Raw genomic sequence first — 21,743 nt, 5'->3', positions numbered from 1 at the left:
CTGGTATGGCCTGGGATTGCTGATGGAACTGTTGCTTTATGATATACTTTATAGCAGAAATGATGGTGAGACAATGAATACATACAATGTAAGTACTGATTCTTTTGAAGGTCCACTGGATTTGCTTTTGCATTTAATTTCGCAGGCAGAGGTTGATATTTATGATATACCAGTGGCAACAATAACGGATCAATATTTAAATTTCATTCATACAATGCAAGAACTTGAGTTAGATTTAGCCAGTGAGTATTTAGTTATGGCTGCAACATTGCTGCAAATTAAGAGTCAAATGTTATTGCCAAAGCCAGAGGAGTTATTTGAAGACCATGAGGACTGGATCGAGGAAGATCCGCGAGAAGAACTTGTAGAACAGCTACTAGAGTACCGTACATTTAAAGAAGCGGCAGAACAGCTAAAAGAAAAAGAGACCGTTCGCAGTTTATTACATACGAGGCCACCAGATGATCTAGATGGCTACTTAACGGATGAAGAGCAGCGTAAACTGCAAATCCGTGATGTGACATTATTGGATATGTTAGGTGCATTTCAAAAAATGTTACAACGTAATGTTTGGAACACGCCAAAAACCAAGACAATTCAAGGGGAAGAACAATCAGTTGAAAAGAGAATGAATGAACTTCTTGATCAACTTGGGACGGCTGGTGGACCGTCAGGATTTAGCCAATTAATTGAGCCAGGGAATCGAGGTCACTTGGTTGTGACTTTTTTGGCGATGCTTGAGCTAATGAAGACCCGAGCAGTTTATTGTGTACAAGAAACAAGCTTTGATGAAATTTTGATTTATATATGGGATGGGGATAAAGATGCAATCTAGTAAGCTGGCAAGGGCAGAAGGCTTGTTATTTATTGCAGGTGATGAAGGCATTTCGCCGGAAGAAATTGCTCTTTTAATTGAAATTGATGAAAATGAAGCAGTAGAACTACTTGATGAATTAAAAAACAGAATGAATCAAGATGACCGGGGTATTCAATTGATGCGTCTGGCAAATCGTTTTCGTTTAACCACAAAAGAAGAGCACTCGAATATGTATAAAAAGCTTGCGGCTTCTCCGATACATGGTGGCCTATCGCGTGCTGCGCTAGAAACGCTAGCAATCGTTGCATATAAACAGCCAATTACAAGAGTGGAAGTAGATGAAGTACGTGGTGTTAAATCAGAGAAAACGTTACAGTCTCTTGTTTCAAAATTACTTGTAGAAGAGTGTGGGCGTGCTACAGGAACAGGTAGAGCGATTCTATATGGCACTACTTCTTATTTTTTGGATCACTTTGGCTTGGAATCACTAGAAGAACTTCCGGCATTAAAAGAACTGGATTTAACTGAAGAAGTCGATGAAACAGATTTATTTTTTGAAAATATGGAGACGGAGTGAAGCGGAAGTTTTAAAACGCAGGAGGTTTATACGATGCACGCAATGTACGCCTTTGAAATGTCACTAGAAGAGGCGCGGCAAATTAGTGTTTGGTCATACGATGAACCTTATAGTATGTATTCGATGGATTCGTCAATTGAGACAGTGGAAGAATTGTTAGCTGGTGATTACTATGCTGTCTATTCTCAATCGACATTAATTGGCTTTTATTGCACAGGGCAATCAGCTCAAGTTCCGAGTGCGAAGGTACAAGGCGTGTACTCTGAAGGCTACATTGATATTGGTCTTGGTTTGAAACCAAACAGGACTGGAAATGGGCAGGGTAAAGACTTTATGTCTTTTGTTTTGGAAGAAGTGTTTAAGCATTCACCTCATGCGAAGCTCCGATTAACTGTGGCAAAATGGAATACAAGAGCGATACGACTTTATGAGCGATTTTCGTTTGTTGAGGTAAAGCAATTTTTTAGTAACAATATGACTTTCTTAGTAATGAAACAAAAAAGGGACTAAAAGCATTAGCCAGAAACCTGGCCGATGCTTTAGTTTTGTTTGGCAAGCTCATCCATTTCTACCTCTGTAAACACACGTGATCTTGTTAAAAAACGTTTTCCCTCTGGACCTTCTAAAGAAAACATTCCACCACGTCCTTTTACAACGTCAATAATCAATTGCGTGTGTTTCCAATAAGCATATTGGTCTTTAGCGATATAAAAAGGAGCGGAGACGAGCATACCAAGTAAGACGTCAGAATTGCCAATTTTTAGTTCGCCTAATGGATAACACATAGGCGAACTCCCATCACAACATCCGCCAGACTGATGGAACATAACTGGACCGTGAATGGCTTCTAATTGAGCGATTAACTTTTTGCATTCCGAAGTTGCGATCACACGCTCTACCATGAGTACCTCCTAAAAGAATCCTTGGGCTTGATCGCTATAACTGACTAAAAGGTTTTTCGTTTGTTGGTAATGATTAAGCATCATAAGGTGATTTTCACGACCAATGCCAGATTTTTTGTAGCCACCAAAAGCTGCATGGGCTGGGTAGGCATGGTAGCAATTAGTCCAGACACGTCCTGCCTCAATCGATCTACCAAAGCGGTAAGCAGTATTGATATCCCGACTCCAAACACCTGCGCCCAGACCGTATAAAGTATCATTGGCAATCTCAAGCGCTTCATCAGCATTTTTAAAGGTCGTGACTGAAACGACTGGCCCAAAAATCTCTTCTTGAAAGATACGCATTGCATTATTTCCTTTAAAAACAGTTGGCTTTACATAAAATCCTTCAGAGAACTCGCCTTGCAAGGTGTTTCTTTCGCCACCGGTTAATAGGGAAGCTCCTTCTTCTTTACCAATAGAAATATAAGATAGGATCTTTTCGAGTTGCTCTTCTGATGCTTGAGCACCGATCATTGTTTCTAATTCAAGTGGATTTCCTTGTTTAATAGATTCTACTCGTTTCAGTGCTCGTTCAATGAACTCATCATAAATGCTTTCTTCAATTAATGCTCTAGAAGGACACGTACATACTTCACCTTGGTTAAGGGCAAACATGACAAAGCCTTCGATTGCTTTATCTAGAAATGCGTCATCTTTTGCCATGATGTCTTTAAAGAAGATATTAGGTGATTTCCCTCCAAGTTCAAGCGTAACGGGAATGAGATTTTCGGACGCGTATTGCATAATTAATCGACCTGTTGTCGTTTCTCCAGTAAAGGCAATTTTAGCGATACGTGAAGAGGAAGCCAGTGGTTTACCTGCTTCTAAGCCAAAGCCACCAACAACATTAACGACGCCTTTTGGTAGTAAATCTTCTATCATCTCAATTAATACATAAATTGATGCTGGAGTTTGTTCAGCTGGCTTTAATACAACGCAGTTACCAGCGGCCAGTGCCGGGGCTAATTTCCAAACAGCCATTAAGATTGGAAAATTCCAAGGAATAATTTGTCCAACCACACCTAATGGCTCGTGAAAATGATAGGCAACTGTATGTTCATCGATTTGACTTAAGCTTCCTTCTTGTGCACGGATTGCGCCAGCAAAGTAACGAAAGTGGTCAATGGCAAGAGGTATATCAGCATTCAATGTTTCACGAACTGCTTTTCCATTATCCCATGTTTCTGCAACTGCTAGCATTTCTATGTTTTCTTCCATCCGATCCGCAATTTTGTTTAACAAAGCTGCACGCGAGGCAGGGGAGCTCGTACCAAAGCTTTTTTTCGCTTCGTGTGCAGCATCAATCGCCCGCTCAACATCACCTGCATTGGATCTTGCAACTTCACAAAAGACACGACCAGTAACTGGACTAATGTTTTCAAAATAACGCCCGTTTATTGGTGGCACCCATTCACCATTAATGTAGTTGTCATACCGTTCTTTGAACGAGACAAGGGAATTCTTTGAATTTGGTTGTGCATAACTCATCTAGATCTCCTCCAATCGTTTAGTAACCAATTAGGCTCTATTAGCAACGTTCGACAATGTGTAAGCGTTTTCCTTCACATGAACATAATAAAGGCGAGCTATTAGACATAAGAATGTATAAGAGATGAAAAAAAGGAGTTGAGTACAACAAGATGGATACACATCAGAATGCAATGGAGAGTTGGAAAGAGGAGTTAGAACGGCGATGGCACGAGGAACAATCAACCTTAGAAAGTACAGCGCAAAATGAACTGGTTGATGGATTTAAACGCTCACTTGAACAATTAAATGAGGCGTTACTTCATCATCCGGAACGTATGGATGAATGTGCACAAGTAGCATACGATTGCTGGGTGAATATGGAGGTTTCAAGTCAAGAAAGCCGAGCAGGGCGTTTACATATTCATCAACTTCCTCCACTTCCGTATGCCTATGATGCTTTGGAACCGTACATTGACGAAAAGACGATGCGCATACATCACGATAAGCATCATCAAAGCTATGTCGATGGATTAAACAAAGCGGAAAAGGAGATGGCGCGAGCGCGAAAAAGTGGGAATTATGATTTAATTAAGCATTGGGAGCGAGAAGCGGCATTTCATGGTGCAGGTCATTATCTTCATACTTTGTTTTGGTTTAGTATGAGCCCTAATGGCAAGACAAAGCCACAAGGGATGTTACTTGAGCAAATAAAAAAAGACTTCGAATCATTTGAAAAGATGAAACAACACTTCTCTAAAGCTGCAGAAGCAGTTGAGGGTGGAGGATGGGCTCTTCTCATTTGGTCTCCTCGTGGACATAAACTTGAAATTTTGCAAGCCGAGAAGCATCAAAATTTATCGCAACAGGACCAAGTAGTACTCCTTGCTCTTGATGTTTGGGAGCATGCCTATTATCTTAAACACCAGAATGAAAGAAAACCGTATATTGAAGCATGGTGGAATGTTGTTTATTGGCCGGAGGTGGAAGAGCGTTTTAAGCATGCATCACAATTAAAGTGGAAACGTTTTTAAGGAAAAAAAGAAGACACGTGCTTTTATTGCACGGTCTTCTTTCTCGTCTTATAAAATAGGGGACAACAATCTTGAAATAGATTCTTTGAAACGGATCCGTTTTGCTCGATTTTCGTATACTTCTAATGTTAAATGCGTTGAAACTTTTACATCTTCCGCGAAATCTTGAATGAGATCATTTGCAATAGCAGGATCATAGATAAACGCGTTTACTTCAAAATTAAGCTTGAAACTTCGCTGATCAATATTTGCTGTTCCGACAGAACTTACTTTTTCATCAACAACGAGCACTTTATTATGAATGAAACCATTCTCATAAATGTATACTGTGGCGCCCGATTTTAGCATTTCTCCAATATGAGAAGTCGTAGCCCAGTAAACAAACATATGATCCGGTTTATTAGGAATCATGATTTTTACCTCAATGCCTGTTTGGGCAGCGACACGTAACGCATCAAGCAATGTTTGGTCTGGAATGAAGTAAGGCGTTTGAATAAGAATGGATTTTCTAGCATCCATAATCATTTTTAAATAACCATTTTTGATTTGTTCAAATTCAGAGTCAGGACCACTGGAGACAATTTGTATAGGTGTTTTACCAGTGTACTCAAACTGAGGGAAATACCGATTATGATAAGAGATATGATACTCTTTGGATGCTTGATTCCAGTCTAATATAAAGCGGGTCTGGATAGCAGCAAGAGCAGGCCCCTCAATCCTTAAATGGGTATCGCGCCAGTACCCGAATTTTTTCTTTTTTCCAAGGTATTCATCACCGACATTAAAACCACCTATATAACCATATTTCCCATCTATGTTCACAAGTTTGCGGTGGTTTCTAAAGTTCAGTCGTAAATTAACGATCGTAAAACGTGAAGGAAAGAAGATGCCAATTTCGCCACCCGCTTCTCGGAACGCTTTTAAGTAGCGTTTTCGCAAAGAACGAGAGCCCAAATCATCATATAACAATCGAACTTTTACACCTTCTTTAGCTTTTTCCGTTAAGGCATCAATAATTTCCTTGCCAATGCCGTCATAACGGAAGATATAATATTGAATGTGTATGAACGTCTCAGCGTTTTTAATATCCGTTAGCAATTGATCGAATTTTTTCTTGCCATCAGTATAAATACGAACATCATTTTGTTTTGTTAATATCGCGTCATTGTTCATCAAATGCATGTAAATCAGATCACGATTTTCATCAACAGTTGTGCTATTAAATCGGAACGTAGGGCTCAACAGGTCATCTTTTTGCTCGGAAATTAAATGGTCTAAACCAACTTTTTTAATGCCTTCCCATTGAAACATCTTTCTTCGAGTAAGTGTTTGTCCAAGCAAAATATAAATAATAAAACCAACTAAGGGAATAAAAAATAAAATGAGTAGCCATGCCCATGTTGCTTGTGCGTCTTTTCTTTCAATGAATATTAAAATAGCTGCGAGCAATAAATTAACGACAAGAAGCGCAGCAAACAAATAGGATGGCAATGGGATCTCAATAATCATAGGCATCAACCTGCAACTTTCTCTTTTTGTCTAAAAGCGCCCTGAACGAAAAATGGCCCATATAATCCAAAGAAACATTAGGGATGTGATTGTAAGCCCTATTTCTATCGCTGGAATTTGGAGTAAAATCGTAGGTTCTGCAGTTAGAGACCCACCTATAATGACACCTGCCATAATGATGCTAAACGAAAGAAGGACAACAGAAAAAGCAAGTTTGTTACTAATACGGTCAACTTTTTTTATTAAGTCTTTCATTTCACTGATTGAAATGGAGACTTTCAGTTTGCCTTTTCGAATATCTTTAAGTGTCATACTTACATCTTTAGGTAAAAGACGTAATGTGGTAAATCCATCTTGGACTTCATTTTGGACTTTTTTTGCAAATCTACGCGGGTCATACCGTTCTTTAATAAGGGTTCGACCAAATGGTTCAACGATATCAATTATTGCAATTGAGGGTGCTAACGTTGATACAATTGATTCAACCGCTAGCAACGCTTTCCCAAGCATTGTTAAATCAGCGGGCACGAGGCAGTCATGTTGATTTGCAACCGTAAATAAGTCTTGAACAGCTTCACCCAAAGAGATTTCTGACATTGGAAGGTCATAATACTTTAGACGTAGATGATCCAAATCATCACGTAGTCGATCTCGGTCAACTTGATCATGAACAATATTCATAGAATAAAGTGCATCCATTACCCGGTCAGTATGTCGGCTCTTTAATCCTTGTACAAGTAACGCTAAGCTGTGTCTCATATGTTCAGAGAGGCGCCCAACCATACCAAAGTCGATTAGGACAATATCGTTGTTTTTTGTGACAAATATGTTTCCAGGATGTGGATCGCCATGAAAAAAACCGTGAACGAAGATTTGTTCAAACATCCCGGTTGCAAATCGTTCTGCCACAATTTCCTGATTAAACCCTTTGTCATATGTAGCCTCAGTTATTTTTGTGCCTTCTACAAGCGACATGGTCAAAACTTTAACTGAGGAATAGGCGGAAAAGATAACCGGTGTATACATATGTGTCTTGTCTTTTGACTGTCGTTTAATTCGCTCGGCGTTTTTGGCCTCATTTTTATAATTGATTTCTTCCTTCAGGGCTTCCGCAAATTCATGAAACAAATCAATTAAGCGAAAACGTTTTATCCAGTCAATTCGTTCTTCTGCAAGTTCAATAAGATCTTCTAAAATGGCAAGGTCAGTCTCTACAATACGCTCTATATTAGGACGTCGTACTTTTACGACCACTGATTCTCCGGTAGGCAACTCTGCTTGGTGGACTTGCCCAATAGATGCTGCTGCTAGAGGTTCAGGGTTAAAAGAATGGAATAGTTGAGTAAGCGGTGCACCTAATTCTTCTTCTAAGATCATCTTTGCTTCATCATAAGAAAAACTAGGAACATTATCTTGCAAATTTTCCAGCTCAGTAAGCACGTGCTGCGGAAACAAGTCAGCACGTGTACTAGCGAGTTGGCCCATTTTTATAAATGTTGGTCCAAGTTCTTCAAGTAAAAGACGAATCCGTTTTGCGACAGATAGGTCTGAATCATTTTTCTTCTTTCTTGTTTTCTTTCTTGTTTTCGTTCGGTCAAGCAGTCCTAAGTCTCGAACAATTTGACCGAATCCATAATGATAAAGAGCGGTAATAATATCTTGATATCTAGAAAGATAGCGGATCCGTTTTTTAAGCATTGGCTATGTCCTCTCCAGCCTTTGTATCACTCTGTTTTTGACAATTCTTGCTCGCTAATTGTTTTTTCTAATACTGCAATTCGTGCTTTTAATGCCTCGACTTCCGCTTTAGTAGGAACATCCATCGAAACAAGAAATTGTTTAATCCGTTCATTAACCATCGATTCAATTTCTTGCTGCGCTTTTTGACCTTTTTCCATTAAGTCATCAACAAGTTGGTTGGATTCAGAACGTTTTACTTCACCTCGTTGTACCAAGTCATTAACTGTCTTTTCAATTTGTTCTTTGCTTGCAGAAGCAGCACCGACTCCAAGTGAGTATACGTTGTTTAATACATCTTTCATTGCCATGTGAACGTCCCCCTATAAAAGATAGTGTTTTCATTCCCCATTGTATACAGATGCGGGGAATGAAAACAATTCATATACATTGTTTACCCTGTTTACGATGACGCTAACCAAAAAGTTTCAGCCTTATTCTTCCCTGTATGTTTGTAAAAAGAGAGGGAAACCATCCATCCATTCTCCATATAGGATGGATTGGTGTGATGATATTCCACGAGTCTCTAACTGTTCAAATAGCCATGCTTCTGTTTTTCCAATTTCTTCAAGTGATTGTTTGATAATTTCTCCATCCATAATTAAAGGAATAGGTAGCGGTTGTTCTTTTAAATGTATTGATAAATCTTGGTTTTTAGGTGTCGCATAACGTTGTTTTTTTTGAATATTAACGGAACCATTCGTTTCCAAAATTCCATATTCGACTTCTCTAATCGTAAAGACACCTTTTTCTCGTAATAGATGCTGAAGTTGGTTCAAATCAAGTTTATTCTTTTTTAATTCATTAAATTGAATACGTCCTTTTGCCACAACAATGGAGGGAGTTCCCTCTAAGATTCCGCGTGTTCGTCTAAACTTTTGTGTAATCATTTCAATGCTATATATAAGGGCGCCCCAAACAAATATTGCATAAAGTACATAATGCAAGCCCACTTCATTATCATAAATTGCGTTTCCAAGCAATTCCCCAACGACAAGAGCGGAAATGAAATCAAACGGTGTTAATTGAGTAATTTGGTTTTTACCCAGGACTTTTGATAACACCAATAAGGCAAAAAAACCAATAACAAGTTCCGTGGTTAGCGAAATGTAACTCTGCATGTATGATCATTCCTAAAAGAGAAATTATATGAACAAGCGATAAAAACAGTGTTTGTCAATATCGTATCTTTAATCCTTAGTCCATTGTTGACAATAATTTCATGTGTAAAATTGAGTATTTCTTACATGCTATAGGCAAGCTAAGAGAAAGTGAAGGGGGTGTCAGTATGGTTAAGAGACTATTGCTTCTTCTTACAATTCTTCTATGTGCAGGAGCTTGTACTGCTCAAGAAGATGAAAAAGGAACGGCTTTTAAATTGCAAGAAGCGGCAGGACATGGGCAAGAAGCTTCAGACCGCGCAAAAGATGAACTGATTTCGATGGAAGAAGTGATTAGCGTAAGAGGAATCCAGTACAAGGACGATATTGTTATGGCTATGCATGTAAAACAAGCTGATCGGTTTCGGTTAAAATCAGTTCGAAAACAAGCATTTGATCGTGTTAAAGCACTATACCCAGATGCCAAAATACAAATATCTACCGACAAAAAAATATACAAAGAATTAGAAGATGCAGAAGAGGAGATCAAGGCAAAAGCCTTAGATGAAAAAGAGTTGCAAAAAAAGATTAAATTAATTGAAAAACATTTAAATAGTTAGGAGGAAACGATGAATGGCAAAGAAACAGCCGACAGCTGCTCAAAAAGACTATCAGAACCTTGCTAGTACATACGAAAAAAAGCGTCCCGTTCTGAAAAATTGTCTATATGCTTTTGTTATTGGAGGACTCGTATGTACATTGGGTCAATGTTTAAACGTCTTTTTTTACACGTATTTTGATTTTACTGAGAAAACAGCTGGAAATCCTACTGTGGCAGTTTTAATTTTTATTGCAACACTTTTTACAGGGCTTGGTTTTTATGATCGAATTGCACAAGTTGCCGGTGCAGGCACCGCTGTCCCAGTTACTGGATTTGCAAATTCGATTGCATCGGCAGCAATTGAGCATCGTACAGAAGGTTATGTGTTAGGAGTCGGCGGTAATATGTTTAAGCTCGCTGGTTCTGTCATTGTATTTGGGACTGTCGCTGCTTTTATTATTGCACTGGTGAAAACTTTGTTGATAAAGGCAGGTGTAATTTAATATGCTAACCGGGAATCAAAGTTGGATATTTGAAAGCAAACCAGTTATCACATCTACAGGCACTGTTGGAGGTCCGTTTGAAGCAAATGGAGCTATACCGGAAGCTTTTGACTTGCTTCATGATGACTTGTGGATCGGAGAAAAGTCTTATGAAAAGGCGCAATCAATTCTAATTGAAGGTGCTGTAACAACGGCCTTAAAAAAAGGATCAATAAAAAAAGAAGATGTGAACTTCATGCTTGCTGGAGATTTAGTGAATCAGCTTACACCTTCTAGTTTTGCTGGTCGCTCACTCACGATTCCATACTTAGGAATGTTTGGCGCTTGTTCAACTTCGATGGAAGGATTAGCGATTGGGTCGCTTATTATGGAAGCGAAAGGGGCTCATCATATTGTTAGTGTCGCTTCATCACATAATGCAGCTACTGAAAAACAATTTCGTTATCCGACTGAATACGGTGGACAAAAACCACCGACTGCGCAATGGACCACTACAGCAGCAGGCGCTTGCGTTTTATCAAAAACAGGAGAAGGACCTCGTGTGACTGGGGCCACAATCGGTAAAATTGTGGATATGGGACTATCGGATCCTTTTAATATGGGTGGAGCAATGGCTCCAGCGGCAGCGGACACGATTGAAAAGCATTTCAAAGATTTTAATCGAGGACCGGATGATTATGATTTAATTGTTACTGGTGATTTAGGTCAGATTGGCTTGCCGATATGCCGTGAATTATTAAAGCAAAAAGGGTATGAATTAGGCCATGAAGTGTTTCAAGATTGTGGTTTAATGCTGTATAAAGAAAGTCAGCCTGTATTGGCGGGAGCAAGTGGACCAGGGTGTTCTGCGGTTGTTACTTATGGGCATTTGCTTGAAAAAATAAAAAAAGGTGAAATGAAACGATTACTTGTCGTTGCAACAGGAGCCCTACTCTCACCATTATCTTTTCAGCAAAAAGAATCGATACCTTGTATTGCTCATGCTGTAGTGATTGAAGCGAATGGAGGCGTATCATGATTTTTCTATGGGCCTTTCTTATTGGTGGGGCAATTTGCGTAATTGGACAGCTTTTAATGGATGTTGGTAAGCTAACACCTGCACATACGATGGCTACATTGGTAGTTAGTGGGGCGGTATTAAGCGGATTTGGATTGTATGAACCGCTTGTTGATTTTGCAGGAGCGGGAGCAACCGTACCAATTACGAGCTTTGGCCATTCCCTCGTGCAAGGCGCGATGGAAGAAGCAGCACAAGTTGGTTTAATTGGGATCATCACAGGGATTTTTGAGATTACGAGCGCAGGTATATCTGCAGCCATTATTTTTGGTTTTTTAGCTTCTCTTGCTTTTAAACCAAAAGGATAATGATCTTAATGTTGAATCGGTGAAATCCGAGATCCGTCTGTTTGATAAGACAATGTAATGTTGCCACCTCTTGTCATTGTGCAAAGAAAAACTTCTTCGAGCTGAATGACCCCTTTTGCCTCTAATTGAGTGCGAAGGGTTTTTTCGTTTAAACCAACATAGTCAAGCATTTCTTTTGAAACAACTCCATCAATAATAAGAGGGAAAGTAATGTCGGCTTGCATCGGTGTTGAAATAGAAAGTTGGCTTGCCGTCGGTGTATCTTTTGCTGGTTTTTTTAATATACTTATTTCACCATTTGCCTCGATAATAGCAAGTTCTACATCTTGAACATTAAACGCCCCTTTAGTACGAAGTAATTGAAGAATATCATCAACTGAATAACGAATGGAACGGATATTTTTCACGAGAAATTTGCCATCTTCAATGACCACAGTCGGTTCAAAAGTAATCCACTTTCCAAAAGTACGAAAACGAATGGATAACGTCGACACAATTCGTTGGAGAATGGTTATCGCAAAAATGGCAGTAATTGTAGGAATATGGTTGATGTCAGGGTCGGCGATGTCTGCTCCTACTACAGATGATAAAGACAAAATAATAAGAAAGTCAAAAATAGGCATTTCTCCAATGGCTCGTTTTCCCATCATCATTGAAAGAAACAATACAAGCGGAAAAATCGTTAAAATCCGAATGAGGACAATTGTAATATCCGTAGCCATGATTAAGCACTCCTTTCCTGTAACAAGTATGAACAGCCCTAGTTTTTTTAAACGTTCGTCATAATTAAAGCTTGTACGCATACAGTTAAAAATAAAAGGTGCGGGGGCTGGAGGATGCGATGAGAAATAAAACGATACTAATTCTATTGGTCGGCTTATTGTTTTTTGTTCATATTAATTACGCGGGTGCAAAAGAAAATGTGCCTTTTGCTGTTTCTGGACAAGGGGCAATCTTAATGGAACAGGAATCAGGTAGGGTTCTGTACGGAAAAAATGAGCATCAACCATTGAAGATAGCGAGTATCACAAAAATAATGACAGCTATTTTAGCAATTGAGTCTGGCAAACTAGATGAAACAGTTGTTGTATCCAAAGGAGCAGAAGGGACAGAAGGCTCATCACTGTATTTGGTAGCGGGCGAAAAACTTACGCTTGAAGATCTTGTTTATGGACTAATGCTCCGTAGTGGAAATGATGCTGCAATGGCAATAGCTGAATATGTAGGCGGTAGTGCTGAAGGTTTTGTTTATTTAATGAACCAGAAAGCTGAAGAAATAGGAATGTCTAATACGTTGTTTCGAAATCCACATGGCTTGGATACGCATCCTGATCACTTATCCACTGCTTTTGATATGGCTTTGTTAACAAGGTATGCAATGGAGAATGAAAGATATAAAAAAGTGTCTTCCACAAAGGATTATCGGACAAAAGGAGACTATGTCCGTGTTTTCCATAATAAGAACAGATTATTAACAGAGAAATATACGTATTCAACTGGTGGGAAAACAGGTTATACAAAACTGGCAAAACGAACGCTTGTTTCGACTGCCTCGAAGGATGGTCTTGATTTAATAACGGTTACGTTAAATGACTCAAATGATTGGGATGATCATATGAACTTATTTAACTGGGGGTTTGATCATTTTGAAATAAAAACGCTCGTTGAATCTGGCAAATTAACGAGCAAAACAGATGTTTTTTATGAAGGGAAACTGAACGTTCCTCACACGGTAAAGTTTCCATTATCAAAACAAGAAAGCAACGAATTACATTCTTCTTTAACATTAATAGAGCCGCCTCAAAATGGAATGTTTACTTCTACACAACTAACTGAACCTGTCGGGAAATTGTCGTTTACGATTAATGGAGAGGAGATTGAAAGTACGCCACTTTATTATGATAAACCCCAAGTGGAGGAAAAGACATTTTTGCAAAAAATGAAGCAGCTCTTCTCATTTATTGCTGGAGTTAATCCGTCATGATTAATCTTATTTGGGCGAGTATGCTTTTGATTGGTTTGGTTTTTGCGGCTTTTAATGGAACAATGGCAGAAGTGACTGAAGGTGTGTTTAACGGTGCAAAAGAAGCAGTAATTATTTGTATAGGATTAATTAGTGTCCTTACTTTTTGGCTCGGTTTAATGAAAGTAGCAGAAGCAGCTGGCTTATTAAAGGCACTGGCTAAACTTGTACATCCTATAGCAAGGAGGGTTTTTCCAGATGTGCCTAAGGACCATGCTGCGATGGGGTATATACTGTCCAACATGACGGCAAATATCTTCGGTTTAGGCAATGCAGCTACACCGATGGGTATTAAGGCAATGGAGGAGTTAAAACGATTAAATGGAGGGAAGGATGAGGCAAGTCGTTCAATGGTAACATTGTTGGCTTTGAATACAGCATGCTTAACCCTTGTACCAACAACCGTTATATCGATTCGAATGTCCTACGAATCGCAAGCCCCAACTGAAATTGTAAGCACAACAATTTTTGCTTCAGGCTGTGCCATGCTTGGTGCGATATGCATTGATCGGTTTTTTTACATGCTTCGTTCCAGGAAGGAGAGGAAGCATAAATGACGTATTTAACAGCACTTTCAGTCTGGATGATACCTGGATTAATTGGTCTTGTTATTTTGGTCGCCACCCTTCGCAGAGTACCGACATATGAAACGTTTGTATCCGGAGCAAAAGAAGGATTTGGTATGGCAGTCTCTATTATTCCATATTTAGTAGGAATGCTTGTAGCCATTTATGTTTTTCGAGCCTCTGGTGCGATGGAGGCGCTCGTCTCTGGACTCGCTCCACTCCTAGCTTTAGTTGGTATGCCCGCTGAAGTGGTACCTTTAGCAATTATGAGACCAATATCAGGAACTGGAGCGTTAGGGTTGATGACGGATCTGACAGCTGTGCATGGACCTGACTCTTACATTGGGAGGTTAGCAGCCACTTTGCAAGGAAGTACAGATACAACGTTTTATATTTTAACCGTGTATTTTGGAGCAGTAGGCATTAAAAAAATGGGCGATGCTTTGAAGGTTGGTTTACTAGCTGATTTGGTCGGCATTGTCGCAGCGGTAATCATTGTTGGAATTGTTTTTGGAACAGTCTAAAGAAAACGCATCTTATCCATTATATGGACAGATGCGTTTTTCTTTGTATGCCTACTTGTAACCAGTGGTAAAAGCCGTTATGATGGCTAGGAGGTGAGATAGATGGAAAGATTGCAGAAAGTTATTGCCCAAGCTGGGGTTGCATCAAGAAGAAAAGCAGAAGAATTTATAACAGCGGGTAGAGTGAAAGTGAATGGAAAGAAGGTTACTGAATTAGGAGTTAAAGTGAACCCAGAAAGGGATCTTGTCGAAGTAGACGGTGTCCCATTAGATAAAGAAGAGCCAGTTTATTATCTTCTCTATAAACCAACAGGGGTAATTTCTACATCCAATGATGACAAAGGTCGTCGGACAGTGACAGAGTTGATTGGAAGTGAACAACGAGTATACCCAATTGGCCGGCTCGATTATGAAACTTCAGGGTTGCTTTTAATAACAAACGATGGTGATTTTGCTAACTTGCTTATGCACCCCCGTCATAAGATTGAAAAAGAATATGTTGCAAAAGTAGAAGGGATACCAGATCGACGTGAACTCAAACGAGTTGAAGAAGGTATAATGCTTGAAGATGGAAAAACTGCTCCCGCTAAAGCGAAGATTTTATCCGTGGATAAGAAAAAACAAACGGCCATTGTGCGCTTAATCATGCATGAAGGAAGAAACCGTCAAGTGCGGAGAATGTTTGAAGCACTAGGCCATCCAGTGAAAAAATTAAAGCGGGAACGTTACTCATTTTTAACATTAGGAAACCTTCAACCAAGTGAGTTTCGACCATTAAAACCAATCGAAGTAAAGCAATTAAAAGAGCTTGCTGTCACGAAACCGTCATAAATTAAATGCAGTTGGAATTAAGCTGCGCGTTATAATAGGTCTTGTAAGAAAACGTTCACATTAATAGGAGGGGCATCTGTTGAGTAAAAAGAAAAGAAGCTGGATTCGTTTTGCCATTTTAATGGTTATAGCGGTTGCGGTTGTTTACACATTTATAGCAAATGCCCAATCTGATAATGGGTTAGTTCGGAAAGGTGACATGGCCAAAAACTTCGCTGTAACAAACTTGGTAAATGATCGCTTTGTTCTTGCTGAACAAGAAGGTAAAGGCGTATTTATTAATTTTTGGGGAACTTTTTGTGAGCCTTGCGAACGGGAAATGCCTCACATTGAAAGCGCATATTCCGATTATGAAGATCAAGTCGAGATGATCGCAATTAATGTAGATGAAGCTCCATTAACGGTTCAGTCTTTTGTTGACCGACATGATTTATCATTTCCAATTGCTATTGATAAGCGCCGAGAACTTACTCGGGCGTATGGAGTGGGTCCATTGCCTGCAACGATCTTAGTGGACGAGCATGGACAAGTACAGCGTTATCATGAAGGCGAAATGACAGAAGCACAGATCCATGAGTTTTTCCAAAGCATCGTGCCTGACACGTAAAGGCAATAAGGAGGTGTTAGCATGAATAATGAAACCATTATATGTGAGTGTGGTCACGTTAATAAAGTAGGGACCGAAATGTGTGCCGCGTGTGGTAAACCTTTAACCGATAAAGCGCAACAAGAAGGCGTGAACATGCGTTATGAAGGAGCTGCAATCCGCTCTAAAAAGCGGAAAGTGACACTGTTAGATCGAATTTGGGGATTTTTCTCTTCTGTAAAAGTAGGTATTTGGATTATAGTCTTATTATTACTTGCTTCTGCTCTAGGAACCATTTTTCCTCAAGATAATTTGCGACCAGGTCTTGAAGAACCGGCAGCTTTTTATGAAAGAGAATATGGGGCTCCTGGTTTAGCGTATTATAACTTAGGGTTGCATGAGCTTTATAGCTCTTGGTGGTACATAACGTTAATTATTGCTCTTGGTGTATCCATTATTGTTGCTAGTTTTGATCGAGGGATTCCTCTCTATAAAGCATTAAAAGCACAGCGAGTTACGCGCCATAAGCATTTTATGACAAGACAACGACTATATTCAAAATCAACAATTGCCCATCCTGATGATGAGTTGACAAAAGTAGCTGAAGCGTTAAAACAAAAAAGGTATAAAGTCCGAGTTGAGAATGGCAATATCCTCGCAGAGAAAAATCGTTTTGCGCGCTGGGGACCTTATGTGAATCATGTTGGCTTAATTTTATTTTTAATTGGCTGTTTGGCTCGTTATATTCCTGGTATGTATGTTGATACGTCAATGTGGATTCGAGAAGGGGAACGTGCTCCAATTCCTGAAACGGATTCAGAGTACTTTGTTGAAAATCGTGGCTTTTCGATTTCGTTGTATGACGAGGAAGATGAACGGTTCCAAGAAGCTTTTGAAAGTGGTCAATCAGTTGTTCCAGAAGCGTTTGAAACGGATGCTGTTTTATATAAACGCGAAGGGTTAATTGGTGATGGGGATTTAGAGATGATTGAGGAGAAGTTGATACGTGTTAACGATCCGTTAACCTTTGATTCATTATCTTTATACCAAACCGATTATCGCTTAAATGAGCTCAATCAAATGACGTTTACACTTGAGAACAAAGAAACAAATGAAACATTTGGAGAAATGACAATTAATTTAATTGATCCTGAAAAGCATTACGATTTAGGAGATGGCTATTCGGTTGTGCTAGAAAATTATTATCCAAATTTCTATATGAATTCAAATAATGAACCATCTACTCTAAACCAAATACCCGATAATCCATATTTTATTTTTAATATGATTACACCAGAAACGCCTGAAGGAGAAACCAGTTTTGTTGGTATCCAGCAAAACTTAGAACCTTTAGGGGATAACGATTATAAAATGACATTTGTTGATGTTGATTTAGTAAATGTAAGTATATTAACAGTGCGTAAAGATCTTACTTTGCCATTGTTAATTGCTGGAGGAACCATTTTTATTATTGGACTGGTACAAGGATCATACTGGGCTCATCGACGTGTGTGGCTACAGAAAAGTGGAGAAGATGTGCTGATCGCAGCGCATACAAATCGAAATTGGATGTCTTTTCAGCGTGAAGTCGAACAAAGTGTAAAAGATACAGCACTCACACCTCCAAAGGATCAAGAAGAAGAGACTGATCAAGATACGAAGGGTGCATAACGGCAAAGGGGGACATAATGGCCAATCTAAGTTTAAATTTATTGCTTTTAGCTTTTTTTGCGTATTTAACCGCGACAATCTTTTTTGTATTTTCATTATCGAAACAGCGAAAAGAATCGGCTCAAGCTGTCCAAACTAAATCAAGTAAATGGGGCATTGGTTTTGTGCTATTTGGTTTGGGACTTTCGCTTGGCTATTTCTTTGCACGATGGTCGGCTGCTGGACATGCACCAGTCAGCAATATGTTTGAATACATGACTACACTTGGCATTGCAATGGCTCTCGCATTTGCGATTATCTATTTTATTTATCCAACTCGTGCCGATGTGATCGGATTGTTTACAATGCCTACGGTTATGCTATTAATAGTTTACGCTTCAACATTCTCAACGGCAATTGCGCCTCTCGTTCCGTCGCTGCAAATGCCGTTAATGTTAAAGCTTCATATTATTACAACAGCAATTGGTCAAGGGTTGCTTGCAATTGGTTTTGCGGCTGGATTAGCTTACTTAATTCGTACGATTGATTTAACACAAAAGAGTTGGAAGCCAAGGGTCCTAGAAGTCATTATGTATGGACTTCTTTGTGTTGTTGCTCATGTAACTTTATCCCATGGTTTTTCAGCAGCTGGATACGAAATTGAGTTTGATTTTGTCAACGAAAACGGCGAACAGTCTGAAGTGCCAATGACTTATAATTTACCTCCAATAATTGGACCGAACGAGTGGGTGAACCTAACTGAGGGGGCAATGGACCCAATTGTATCGGTGCCGGGGAATATTGAAGCCGGAGATTTTAACACACTTATTTGGTCATTCGCGTTTGGTCTCATTTTGTATGGTTTGTTAAGATTACTCTTACGTAAGCGACTCTCTTTATTTATTCAACCACTTGTGAAAGGTTCAACTCCTCTTATACTGGATGAATTTAGTTATCGTGCAATTGCAATTGGTTTCCCGGTATTTGCTTTGGGAGGATTGATTTTTGCAATGATTTGGGCGCAAATCGCCTGGTCTAGATTTTGGGGATGGGACCCTAAAGAAGTATGGGCATTAATTACATTTTTATTTTACGCAGCTTACCTCCATTTACGTTTAAATAAAGGGTGGCATGGCGAAAAATCAGCGTGGCTCTGTGTTATTGGGTTTGCTATTATTATGTTTAATCTTGTTTTTGTAAACTTGGTAATTGCGGGTCTTCACTCTTACGCTTCTTAGAATTTGACGGAATTGTTACAGTGATGTTGTAACAATTCCGTTTTTTTGTTTTGGTCCTTGTGTATAATTGGCGACTAATTTTTAATACATGGTACACTAATATAGAAGGTAGTGATATTCTTTTAAATAAAAGAGTTTCACTTGATTAGGAGGGTGACACAATGGATTATCAACCAAAGCTTTTAGTTGTAGATGATGAAGATCGTATTCGTCGTCTATTAAAAATGTATTTAGAGCGGGAAGATTATATCATTGAAGAGGCAAGTGATGGTTCAAGTGCGCTTGAACTTGCCTTAACAGAAGAATATGATTTGATTTTATTAGATGTAATGATGCCAGGTATGGATGGTATTGAAATGTGTCAAGAGTTACGTAAAACAAAAGCTACGCCTGTTATGATGTTGACTGCGAAAGGTGAAGAAGCGAACCGTGTTCAAGGTTTTGAAGTAGGGGCAGATGATTATATTGTGAAACCATTTAGTCCAAGAGAAGTTGTGTTACGTGTAAAAGCGTTATTGCGGAGAGCTTCTGCTACGAAGTTTTTGCAGACGGATACTCAAACAAAAGATGTGCTCGTTTTTGGTCCTCTAACGATTGATAATGATGCTCATCGCGTTAGTGTCGATAATGAAGAAATTGGTTTAACGCCAAAGGAATATGAATTGCTTTTTTATTTAGCTCAATCACCGGATAAAGTGTTCTCGCGAGAACAATTATTAAAAGACGTCTGGAATTATGAGTTTTTTGGAGATTTACGTACTGTTGATACACATATAAAACGATTGCGTGAGAAATTAAATCGTGTCTCCCCAGAAGTTTCAGCGATCATATCCACTGTTTGGGGTGTTGGCTATAAATTTGAGGCGACACGTGGCTAATGTTATGGCAAAGTGTAGTTGGTAAATTATGGTTGACGATTTTGCTTCTTGTAACAGTTGTACTGACCGTATTAATGGTTATGCAGTTAAGGTTTACCGAAGGCTCTAATTTGGAAGATGCTGAATCGCGTTTAAATAGTTATGCAAACATGGCGATCTCGACCTATGAGAGTCATAATGAACCAGAAGGTACATTTGATCATTTGCAAACGATAAGTGATGAATTTGGCATAAACATTATGATTATTGAAGAGGGTGAACTAAGCTGGAGTGCTACAGGACAATTGACTGGAGAAGTAGAGCCGGCACAATTGTTGTCCTTGTTGCAAGATGAAAGACAAGTTGATCCAGTTCAACGGTACCCATTAGAAGGTAATTCAGAAGAACAAATGGATTTTATTATTGTTGGTGAACGTTTAAATAACGACCCAAACAGTGGCATTTTCTTATATCAACCTTTGTCTGCAGTTGAAGAAGCATCAGCAGAAACGAGGCGTTTGACTTATTTGTCTGCTGGAATTGCGTTAGTATTAACGACAGTGTTTGCTTTTTTCTTATCGACGAGAATTACAGCTCCACTTAGAAAAATGAGACAAGCTGCATTGGAAGTTGCTCAAGGAAAGTTTCATACAAAAGTTCCGATATTAACGCAGGATGAGATTGGACAGCTAGCGATTGCGTTTAATCGTATGAGGAGAGAACTTAACAGGAATATTTCCGAGTTGAATCAGGAGAAAGAACAACTTTCACGAATATTAGTCAGTATGGCAGATGGGGTGCTGACACTGAATCGCAAAGGAAACATTTTGTTAACAAATCCGCAGGCAAAGCGTTTTCTTGATATGCTCTTTTATGAAGAAGGCAAAGAGCACGATACGGAATTAGCAAAGCTACCACCATCATTGCAACCATTGTTTGAACGTGTTGTACAAACGGAAAAAGAAGAGTTAAAAGAACAAACGGTGCAAGGTAGAAGCATGGCCGTTTTAATGGCTCCACTCTATGAGGAGAATCATATACGCGGTGCCGTGGCTGTTGTTCGTGATGTAACAGAGGAGCGACGCCATGACAAACTGCGTAAAGACTTTATTGCAAATGTATCCCATGAATTGAGAACACCAATATCGATGCTTCAAGGATATAGTGAAGCGATGGTTGATGGCGTTATGTCAAGCGAAGATGAACGCAAAGAGGTTGCACAAATTATTTATGATGAATCGTTACGAATGGGTAGACTCGTAAATGAGCTGTTGGATTTAGCTCGAATGGAAGCGGGCTACGTTGACCTTCAGATTGAGGAAATTGATCTGGATTCGTATTTAGAACGAATTGTACGCAAGTTTACAAGTTATGCCAAAGAAGATGGTTTGAAAATCGACCTCGAACAACAAAATCAAGGAGAAAATGCTTATTTTGATGCGGATCGGATTGAACAAGTATTAACAAACTTGATCTCAAATGCGATTAGACACACAGAGCCTGGAGGGCATGTTCGAGTTTGTCATACGGTTGAAAATGGTCATGATACTTTTACTGTAGTTGATACAGGAAGTGGGATTCCAGAGGAAGACTTACCTTATGTGTTTGAACGATTTTATAAAGCAGATAAAGCTCGCACACGTCAACGTGGAGGCACGGGGCTTGGATTAGCAATTGCGAAAAACATTATTGATGCTCATTCTGGCATAATGAGTGTTCAAAGTAAGGTTGAAGAAGGTACAACATTCCGATTTAGTTTGCCGCGAAAGAAATAAAGTCTTGGCGAAACAAATCGATAAATCTTGTTCCATACG

At 39.2% G+C, this 21,743-nt stretch carries 24 protein-coding genes; 17 read left to right on the top strand and 7 right to left on the bottom strand.

Translation table 11 applies throughout. The features are described from left to right. Window positions 1-73: 73 nt before the first annotated feature. Genes BK584_RS03125 through BK584_RS03115 form a run of 3 tightly spaced genes read left to right on the top strand, consistent with a single transcriptional unit; the run spans window position 74 to window position 1,904 of the window. Complete coding sequence (locus BK584_RS03125; RefSeq protein WP_078395377.1) at window positions 74-835, top strand: segregation/condensation protein A; 762 nt, start codon at window positions 74-76, stop codon at window positions 833-835. After that, window positions 825-1,394, top strand: coding sequence for an SMC-Scp complex subunit ScpB (scpB, locus tag BK584_RS03120; RefSeq protein ID WP_078391245.1), 570 nt, complete (start codon window positions 825-827; stop codon window positions 1,392-1,394). Before BK584_RS03125 ends, scpB begins: the two co-directional genes overlap by 11 nt. Window positions 1,395-1,427: 33 nt before the next feature. Continuing rightward, window positions 1,428-1,904: a GNAT family N-acetyltransferase gene (locus BK584_RS03115; RefSeq protein ID WP_078391244.1), complete on the top strand. Its 477-nt coding sequence runs from the start codon at window positions 1,428-1,430 to the stop codon at window positions 1,902-1,904. Between the two features lie 29 nt (window positions 1,905-1,933). Here the strand turns inward: BK584_RS03115 and BK584_RS03110 are convergent, their stop codons facing one another. After that, window positions 1,934-2,296 carry a DUF779 domain-containing protein gene (locus BK584_RS03110; protein WP_078391243.1) on the bottom strand — a complete coding sequence of 121 codons (363 nt, stop codon included), beginning with the start codon at window positions 2,294-2,296 and terminating at the stop codon, window positions 1,934-1,936. Between the two features lie 9 nt (window positions 2,297-2,305). Then, window positions 2,306-3,826, bottom strand: coding sequence for an aldehyde dehydrogenase (adh, locus tag BK584_RS03105; protein ID WP_078391242.1), 1,521 nt, complete (start codon window positions 3,824-3,826; stop codon window positions 2,306-2,308). A 152-nt stretch (window positions 3,827-3,978) separates the two neighbouring features. On the opposite strand from adh, the gene BK584_RS03100 reads away from it, so the two are divergent. Further along, a complete protein-coding gene (locus tag BK584_RS03100; protein WP_078391241.1) occupies window positions 3,979-4,839 on the top strand; it encodes a superoxide dismutase in 861 nt (286 codons plus the stop codon). Between the two features lie 48 nt (window positions 4,840-4,887). On the opposite strand, the gene cls is transcribed toward BK584_RS03100, so the two are convergent. The 4 genes from cls to BK584_RS03080 all read right to left on the bottom strand — a co-directional run bounded on the left by cls (window position 4,888) and on the right by BK584_RS03080 (window position 9,206). Then, complete coding sequence (gene cls / locus BK584_RS03095) at window positions 4,888-6,354, bottom strand: cardiolipin synthase (RefSeq protein WP_078395375.1); 1,467 nt, start codon at window positions 6,352-6,354, stop codon at window positions 4,888-4,890. A gap of 24 nt (window positions 6,355-6,378) precedes the next feature. Further along, entirely contained in the window at window positions 6,379-8,046 is a 1,668-nt protein-coding gene (locus BK584_RS03090) for an ABC1 kinase family protein (protein WP_078391240.1), read from the bottom strand. 26 nt (window positions 8,047-8,072) lie between these two features. Beyond that, entirely contained in the window at window positions 8,073-8,396 is a 324-nt protein-coding gene (locus tag BK584_RS03085) for a phasin family protein (protein WP_245808793.1), read from the bottom strand. Window positions 8,397-8,519: 123 nt separating this feature from the next. Then, on the bottom strand, window positions 8,520-9,206 hold the full coding sequence (locus tag BK584_RS03080) for a DUF421 domain-containing protein (RefSeq protein ID WP_078391239.1): 687 nt from the start codon (window positions 9,204-9,206) through the stop codon (window positions 8,520-8,522). Between the two features lie 167 nt (window positions 9,207-9,373). On the opposite strand from BK584_RS03080, the gene BK584_RS03075 reads away from it, so the two are divergent. The 4 genes from BK584_RS03075 to spoVAE are packed head-to-tail and all read left to right on the top strand — an operon-like array spanning window position 9,374 to window position 11,654. After that, complete coding sequence (locus BK584_RS03075; protein ID WP_078391238.1) at window positions 9,374-9,805, top strand: hypothetical protein; 432 nt, start codon at window positions 9,374-9,376, stop codon at window positions 9,803-9,805. Between the two features lie 13 nt (window positions 9,806-9,818). Further along, complete coding sequence (gene spoVAC / locus BK584_RS03070; protein WP_078391237.1) at window positions 9,819-10,289, top strand: stage V sporulation protein AC; 471 nt, start codon at window positions 9,819-9,821, stop codon at window positions 10,287-10,289. 1 nt (window position 10,290) lies between these two features. Continuing rightward, window positions 10,291-11,307 (top strand): stage V sporulation protein AD, encoded by a 1,017-nt coding sequence (spoVAD, locus tag BK584_RS03065; RefSeq protein WP_078391236.1) that lies wholly within the window; start codon window positions 10,291-10,293, stop codon window positions 11,305-11,307. Further along, entirely contained in the window at window positions 11,304-11,654 is a 351-nt protein-coding gene (gene spoVAE / locus BK584_RS03060) for a stage V sporulation protein AE (protein ID WP_078391235.1), read from the top strand. Before spoVAD ends, spoVAE begins: the two co-directional genes overlap by 4 nt. Window positions 11,655-11,659: 5 nt before the next feature. Here spoVAE and BK584_RS03055 read toward each other — a convergent pair whose 3' ends face one another. Beyond that, the gene (locus tag BK584_RS03055) at window positions 11,660-12,376 is read right to left on the bottom strand and encodes a DUF421 domain-containing protein (RefSeq protein ID WP_078391234.1); all 717 of its coding nucleotides are present in this window, start codon (window positions 12,374-12,376) and stop codon (window positions 11,660-11,662) included. Between the two features lie 119 nt (window positions 12,377-12,495). Here BK584_RS03055 and BK584_RS03050 point away from each other — a divergent pair, with 119 nt between their 5' ends. The 9 genes from BK584_RS03050 to BK584_RS03010 all read left to right on the top strand — a co-directional run bounded on the left by BK584_RS03050 (window position 12,496) and on the right by BK584_RS03010 (window position 21,704). Then, a complete protein-coding gene (locus BK584_RS03050) occupies window positions 12,496-13,638 on the top strand; it encodes a D-alanyl-D-alanine carboxypeptidase family protein (RefSeq protein ID WP_078391233.1) in 1,143 nt (380 codons plus the stop codon). Next, the gene (locus BK584_RS03045; RefSeq protein WP_078391232.1) at window positions 13,635-14,234 is read left to right on the top strand and encodes a nucleoside recognition domain-containing protein; all 600 of its coding nucleotides are present in this window, start codon (window positions 13,635-13,637) and stop codon (window positions 14,232-14,234) included. The genes BK584_RS03050 and BK584_RS03045 overlap by 4 nt, the downstream gene beginning before the upstream one ends. Continuing rightward, on the top strand, window positions 14,231-14,767 hold the full coding sequence (locus BK584_RS03040; RefSeq protein ID WP_078391231.1) for a spore maturation protein: 537 nt from the start codon (window positions 14,231-14,233) through the stop codon (window positions 14,765-14,767). Before BK584_RS03045 ends, BK584_RS03040 begins: the two co-directional genes overlap by 4 nt. Window positions 14,768-14,869: 102 nt before the next feature. Beyond that, window positions 14,870-15,598, top strand: coding sequence for a pseudouridine synthase (locus BK584_RS03035; RefSeq protein WP_078391230.1), 729 nt, complete (start codon window positions 14,870-14,872; stop codon window positions 15,596-15,598). 79 nt (window positions 15,599-15,677) lie between these two features. Further along, window positions 15,678-16,205 carry a thiol-disulfide oxidoreductase ResA gene (resA, locus tag BK584_RS03030; RefSeq protein WP_078391229.1) on the top strand — a complete coding sequence of 176 codons (528 nt, stop codon included), beginning with the start codon at window positions 15,678-15,680 and terminating at the stop codon, window positions 16,203-16,205. 21 nt (window positions 16,206-16,226) lie between these two features. Beyond that, on the top strand, window positions 16,227-17,855 hold the full coding sequence (resB, locus tag BK584_RS03025) for a cytochrome c biogenesis protein ResB (RefSeq protein WP_078391228.1): 1,629 nt from the start codon (window positions 16,227-16,229) through the stop codon (window positions 17,853-17,855). Window positions 17,856-17,872: 17 nt separating this feature from the next. Continuing rightward, window positions 17,873-19,072: a c-type cytochrome biogenesis protein CcsB gene (ccsB, locus tag BK584_RS03020; RefSeq protein WP_078391227.1), complete on the top strand. Its 1,200-nt coding sequence runs from the start codon at window positions 17,873-17,875 to the stop codon at window positions 19,070-19,072. A 161-nt stretch (window positions 19,073-19,233) separates the two neighbouring features. Next, window positions 19,234-19,950: a response regulator transcription factor gene (locus tag BK584_RS03015; RefSeq protein ID WP_078391226.1), complete on the top strand. Its 717-nt coding sequence runs from the start codon at window positions 19,234-19,236 to the stop codon at window positions 19,948-19,950. Beyond that, window positions 19,950-21,704, top strand: coding sequence for an ATP-binding protein (locus BK584_RS03010; protein WP_078391225.1), 1,755 nt, complete (start codon window positions 19,950-19,952; stop codon window positions 21,702-21,704). The genes BK584_RS03015 and BK584_RS03010 overlap by 1 nt, the downstream gene beginning before the upstream one ends. Window positions 21,705-21,743: the final 39 nt, after the last annotated feature.

Origin of the sequence: Shouchella patagoniensis (assembly GCF_002019705.1) — a bacterium.
In the GTDB taxonomy this organism is placed as follows: Bacteria; Bacillota; Bacilli; order Bacillales; family Bacillaceae_D; genus Shouchella; species Shouchella patagoniensis.
This window is presented reverse-complemented; position numbering and strand designations above follow the sequence as displayed.

Bases quoted from the DNA above. Each gene is read 5' to 3' on its own strand.
- adh (WP_078391242.1), bottom strand. From the start codon at position 3,826: ATGAGTTATGCACAACCAAATTCAAAGAATTCCCTTGTCTCGTTCAAA.
- spoVAD (WP_078391236.1), top strand. From the start codon at position 10,291: ATGCTAACCGGGAATCAAAGTTGGATATTTGAAAGCAAACCAGTTATC.
- BK584_RS03045 (WP_078391232.1), top strand. From the start codon at position 13,635: ATGATTAATCTTATTTGGGCGAGTATGCTTTTGATTGGTTTGGTTTTT.
- BK584_RS03090 (WP_078391240.1), bottom strand. From the start codon at position 8,046: ATGCTTAAAAAACGGATCCGCTATCTTTCTAGATATCAAGATATTATT.
- spoVAE (WP_078391235.1), top strand. From the start codon at position 11,304: ATGATTTTTCTATGGGCCTTTCTTATTGGTGGGGCAATTTGCGTAATT.
- BK584_RS03080 (WP_078391239.1), bottom strand. From the start codon at position 9,206: ATGCAGAGTTACATTTCGCTAACCACGGAACTTGTTATTGGTTTTTTT.
- BK584_RS03010 (WP_078391225.1), top strand. From the start codon at position 19,950: ATGTTATGGCAAAGTGTAGTTGGTAAATTATGGTTGACGATTTTGCTT.
- BK584_RS03115 (WP_078391244.1), top strand. From the start codon at position 1,428: ATGCACGCAATGTACGCCTTTGAAATGTCACTAGAAGAGGCGCGGCAA.
- ccsB (WP_078391227.1), top strand. From the start codon at position 17,873: ATGGCCAATCTAAGTTTAAATTTATTGCTTTTAGCTTTTTTTGCGTAT.
- BK584_RS03125 (WP_078395377.1), top strand. From the start codon at position 74: ATGAATACATACAATGTAAGTACTGATTCTTTTGAAGGTCCACTGGAT.
- BK584_RS03100 (WP_078391241.1), top strand. From the start codon at position 3,979: ATGGATACACATCAGAATGCAATGGAGAGTTGGAAAGAGGAGTTAGAA.
- spoVAC (WP_078391237.1), top strand. From the start codon at position 9,819: ATGGCAAAGAAACAGCCGACAGCTGCTCAAAAAGACTATCAGAACCTT.
- BK584_RS03035 (WP_078391230.1), top strand. From the start codon at position 14,870: ATGGAAAGATTGCAGAAAGTTATTGCCCAAGCTGGGGTTGCATCAAGA.
- BK584_RS03055 (WP_078391234.1), bottom strand. From the start codon at position 12,376: ATGGCTACGGATATTACAATTGTCCTCATTCGGATTTTAACGATTTTT.
- scpB (WP_078391245.1), top strand. From the start codon at position 825: ATGCAATCTAGTAAGCTGGCAAGGGCAGAAGGCTTGTTATTTATTGCA.
- cls (WP_078395375.1), bottom strand. From the start codon at position 6,354: ATGCCTATGATTATTGAGATCCCATTGCCATCCTATTTGTTTGCTGCG.
- BK584_RS03015 (WP_078391226.1), top strand. From the start codon at position 19,234: ATGGATTATCAACCAAAGCTTTTAGTTGTAGATGATGAAGATCGTATT.
- BK584_RS03040 (WP_078391231.1), top strand. From the start codon at position 14,231: ATGACGTATTTAACAGCACTTTCAGTCTGGATGATACCTGGATTAATT.
- BK584_RS03075 (WP_078391238.1), top strand. From the start codon at position 9,374: ATGGTTAAGAGACTATTGCTTCTTCTTACAATTCTTCTATGTGCAGGA.
- resB (WP_078391228.1), top strand. From the start codon at position 16,227: ATGAATAATGAAACCATTATATGTGAGTGTGGTCACGTTAATAAAGTA.
- BK584_RS03085 (WP_245808793.1), bottom strand. From the start codon at position 8,396: ATGGCAATGAAAGATGTATTAAACAACGTATACTCACTTGGAGTCGGT.
- BK584_RS03050 (WP_078391233.1), top strand. From the start codon at position 12,496: ATGAGAAATAAAACGATACTAATTCTATTGGTCGGCTTATTGTTTTTT.
- BK584_RS03110 (WP_078391243.1), bottom strand. From the start codon at position 2,296: ATGGTAGAGCGTGTGATCGCAACTTCGGAATGCAAAAAGTTAATCGCT.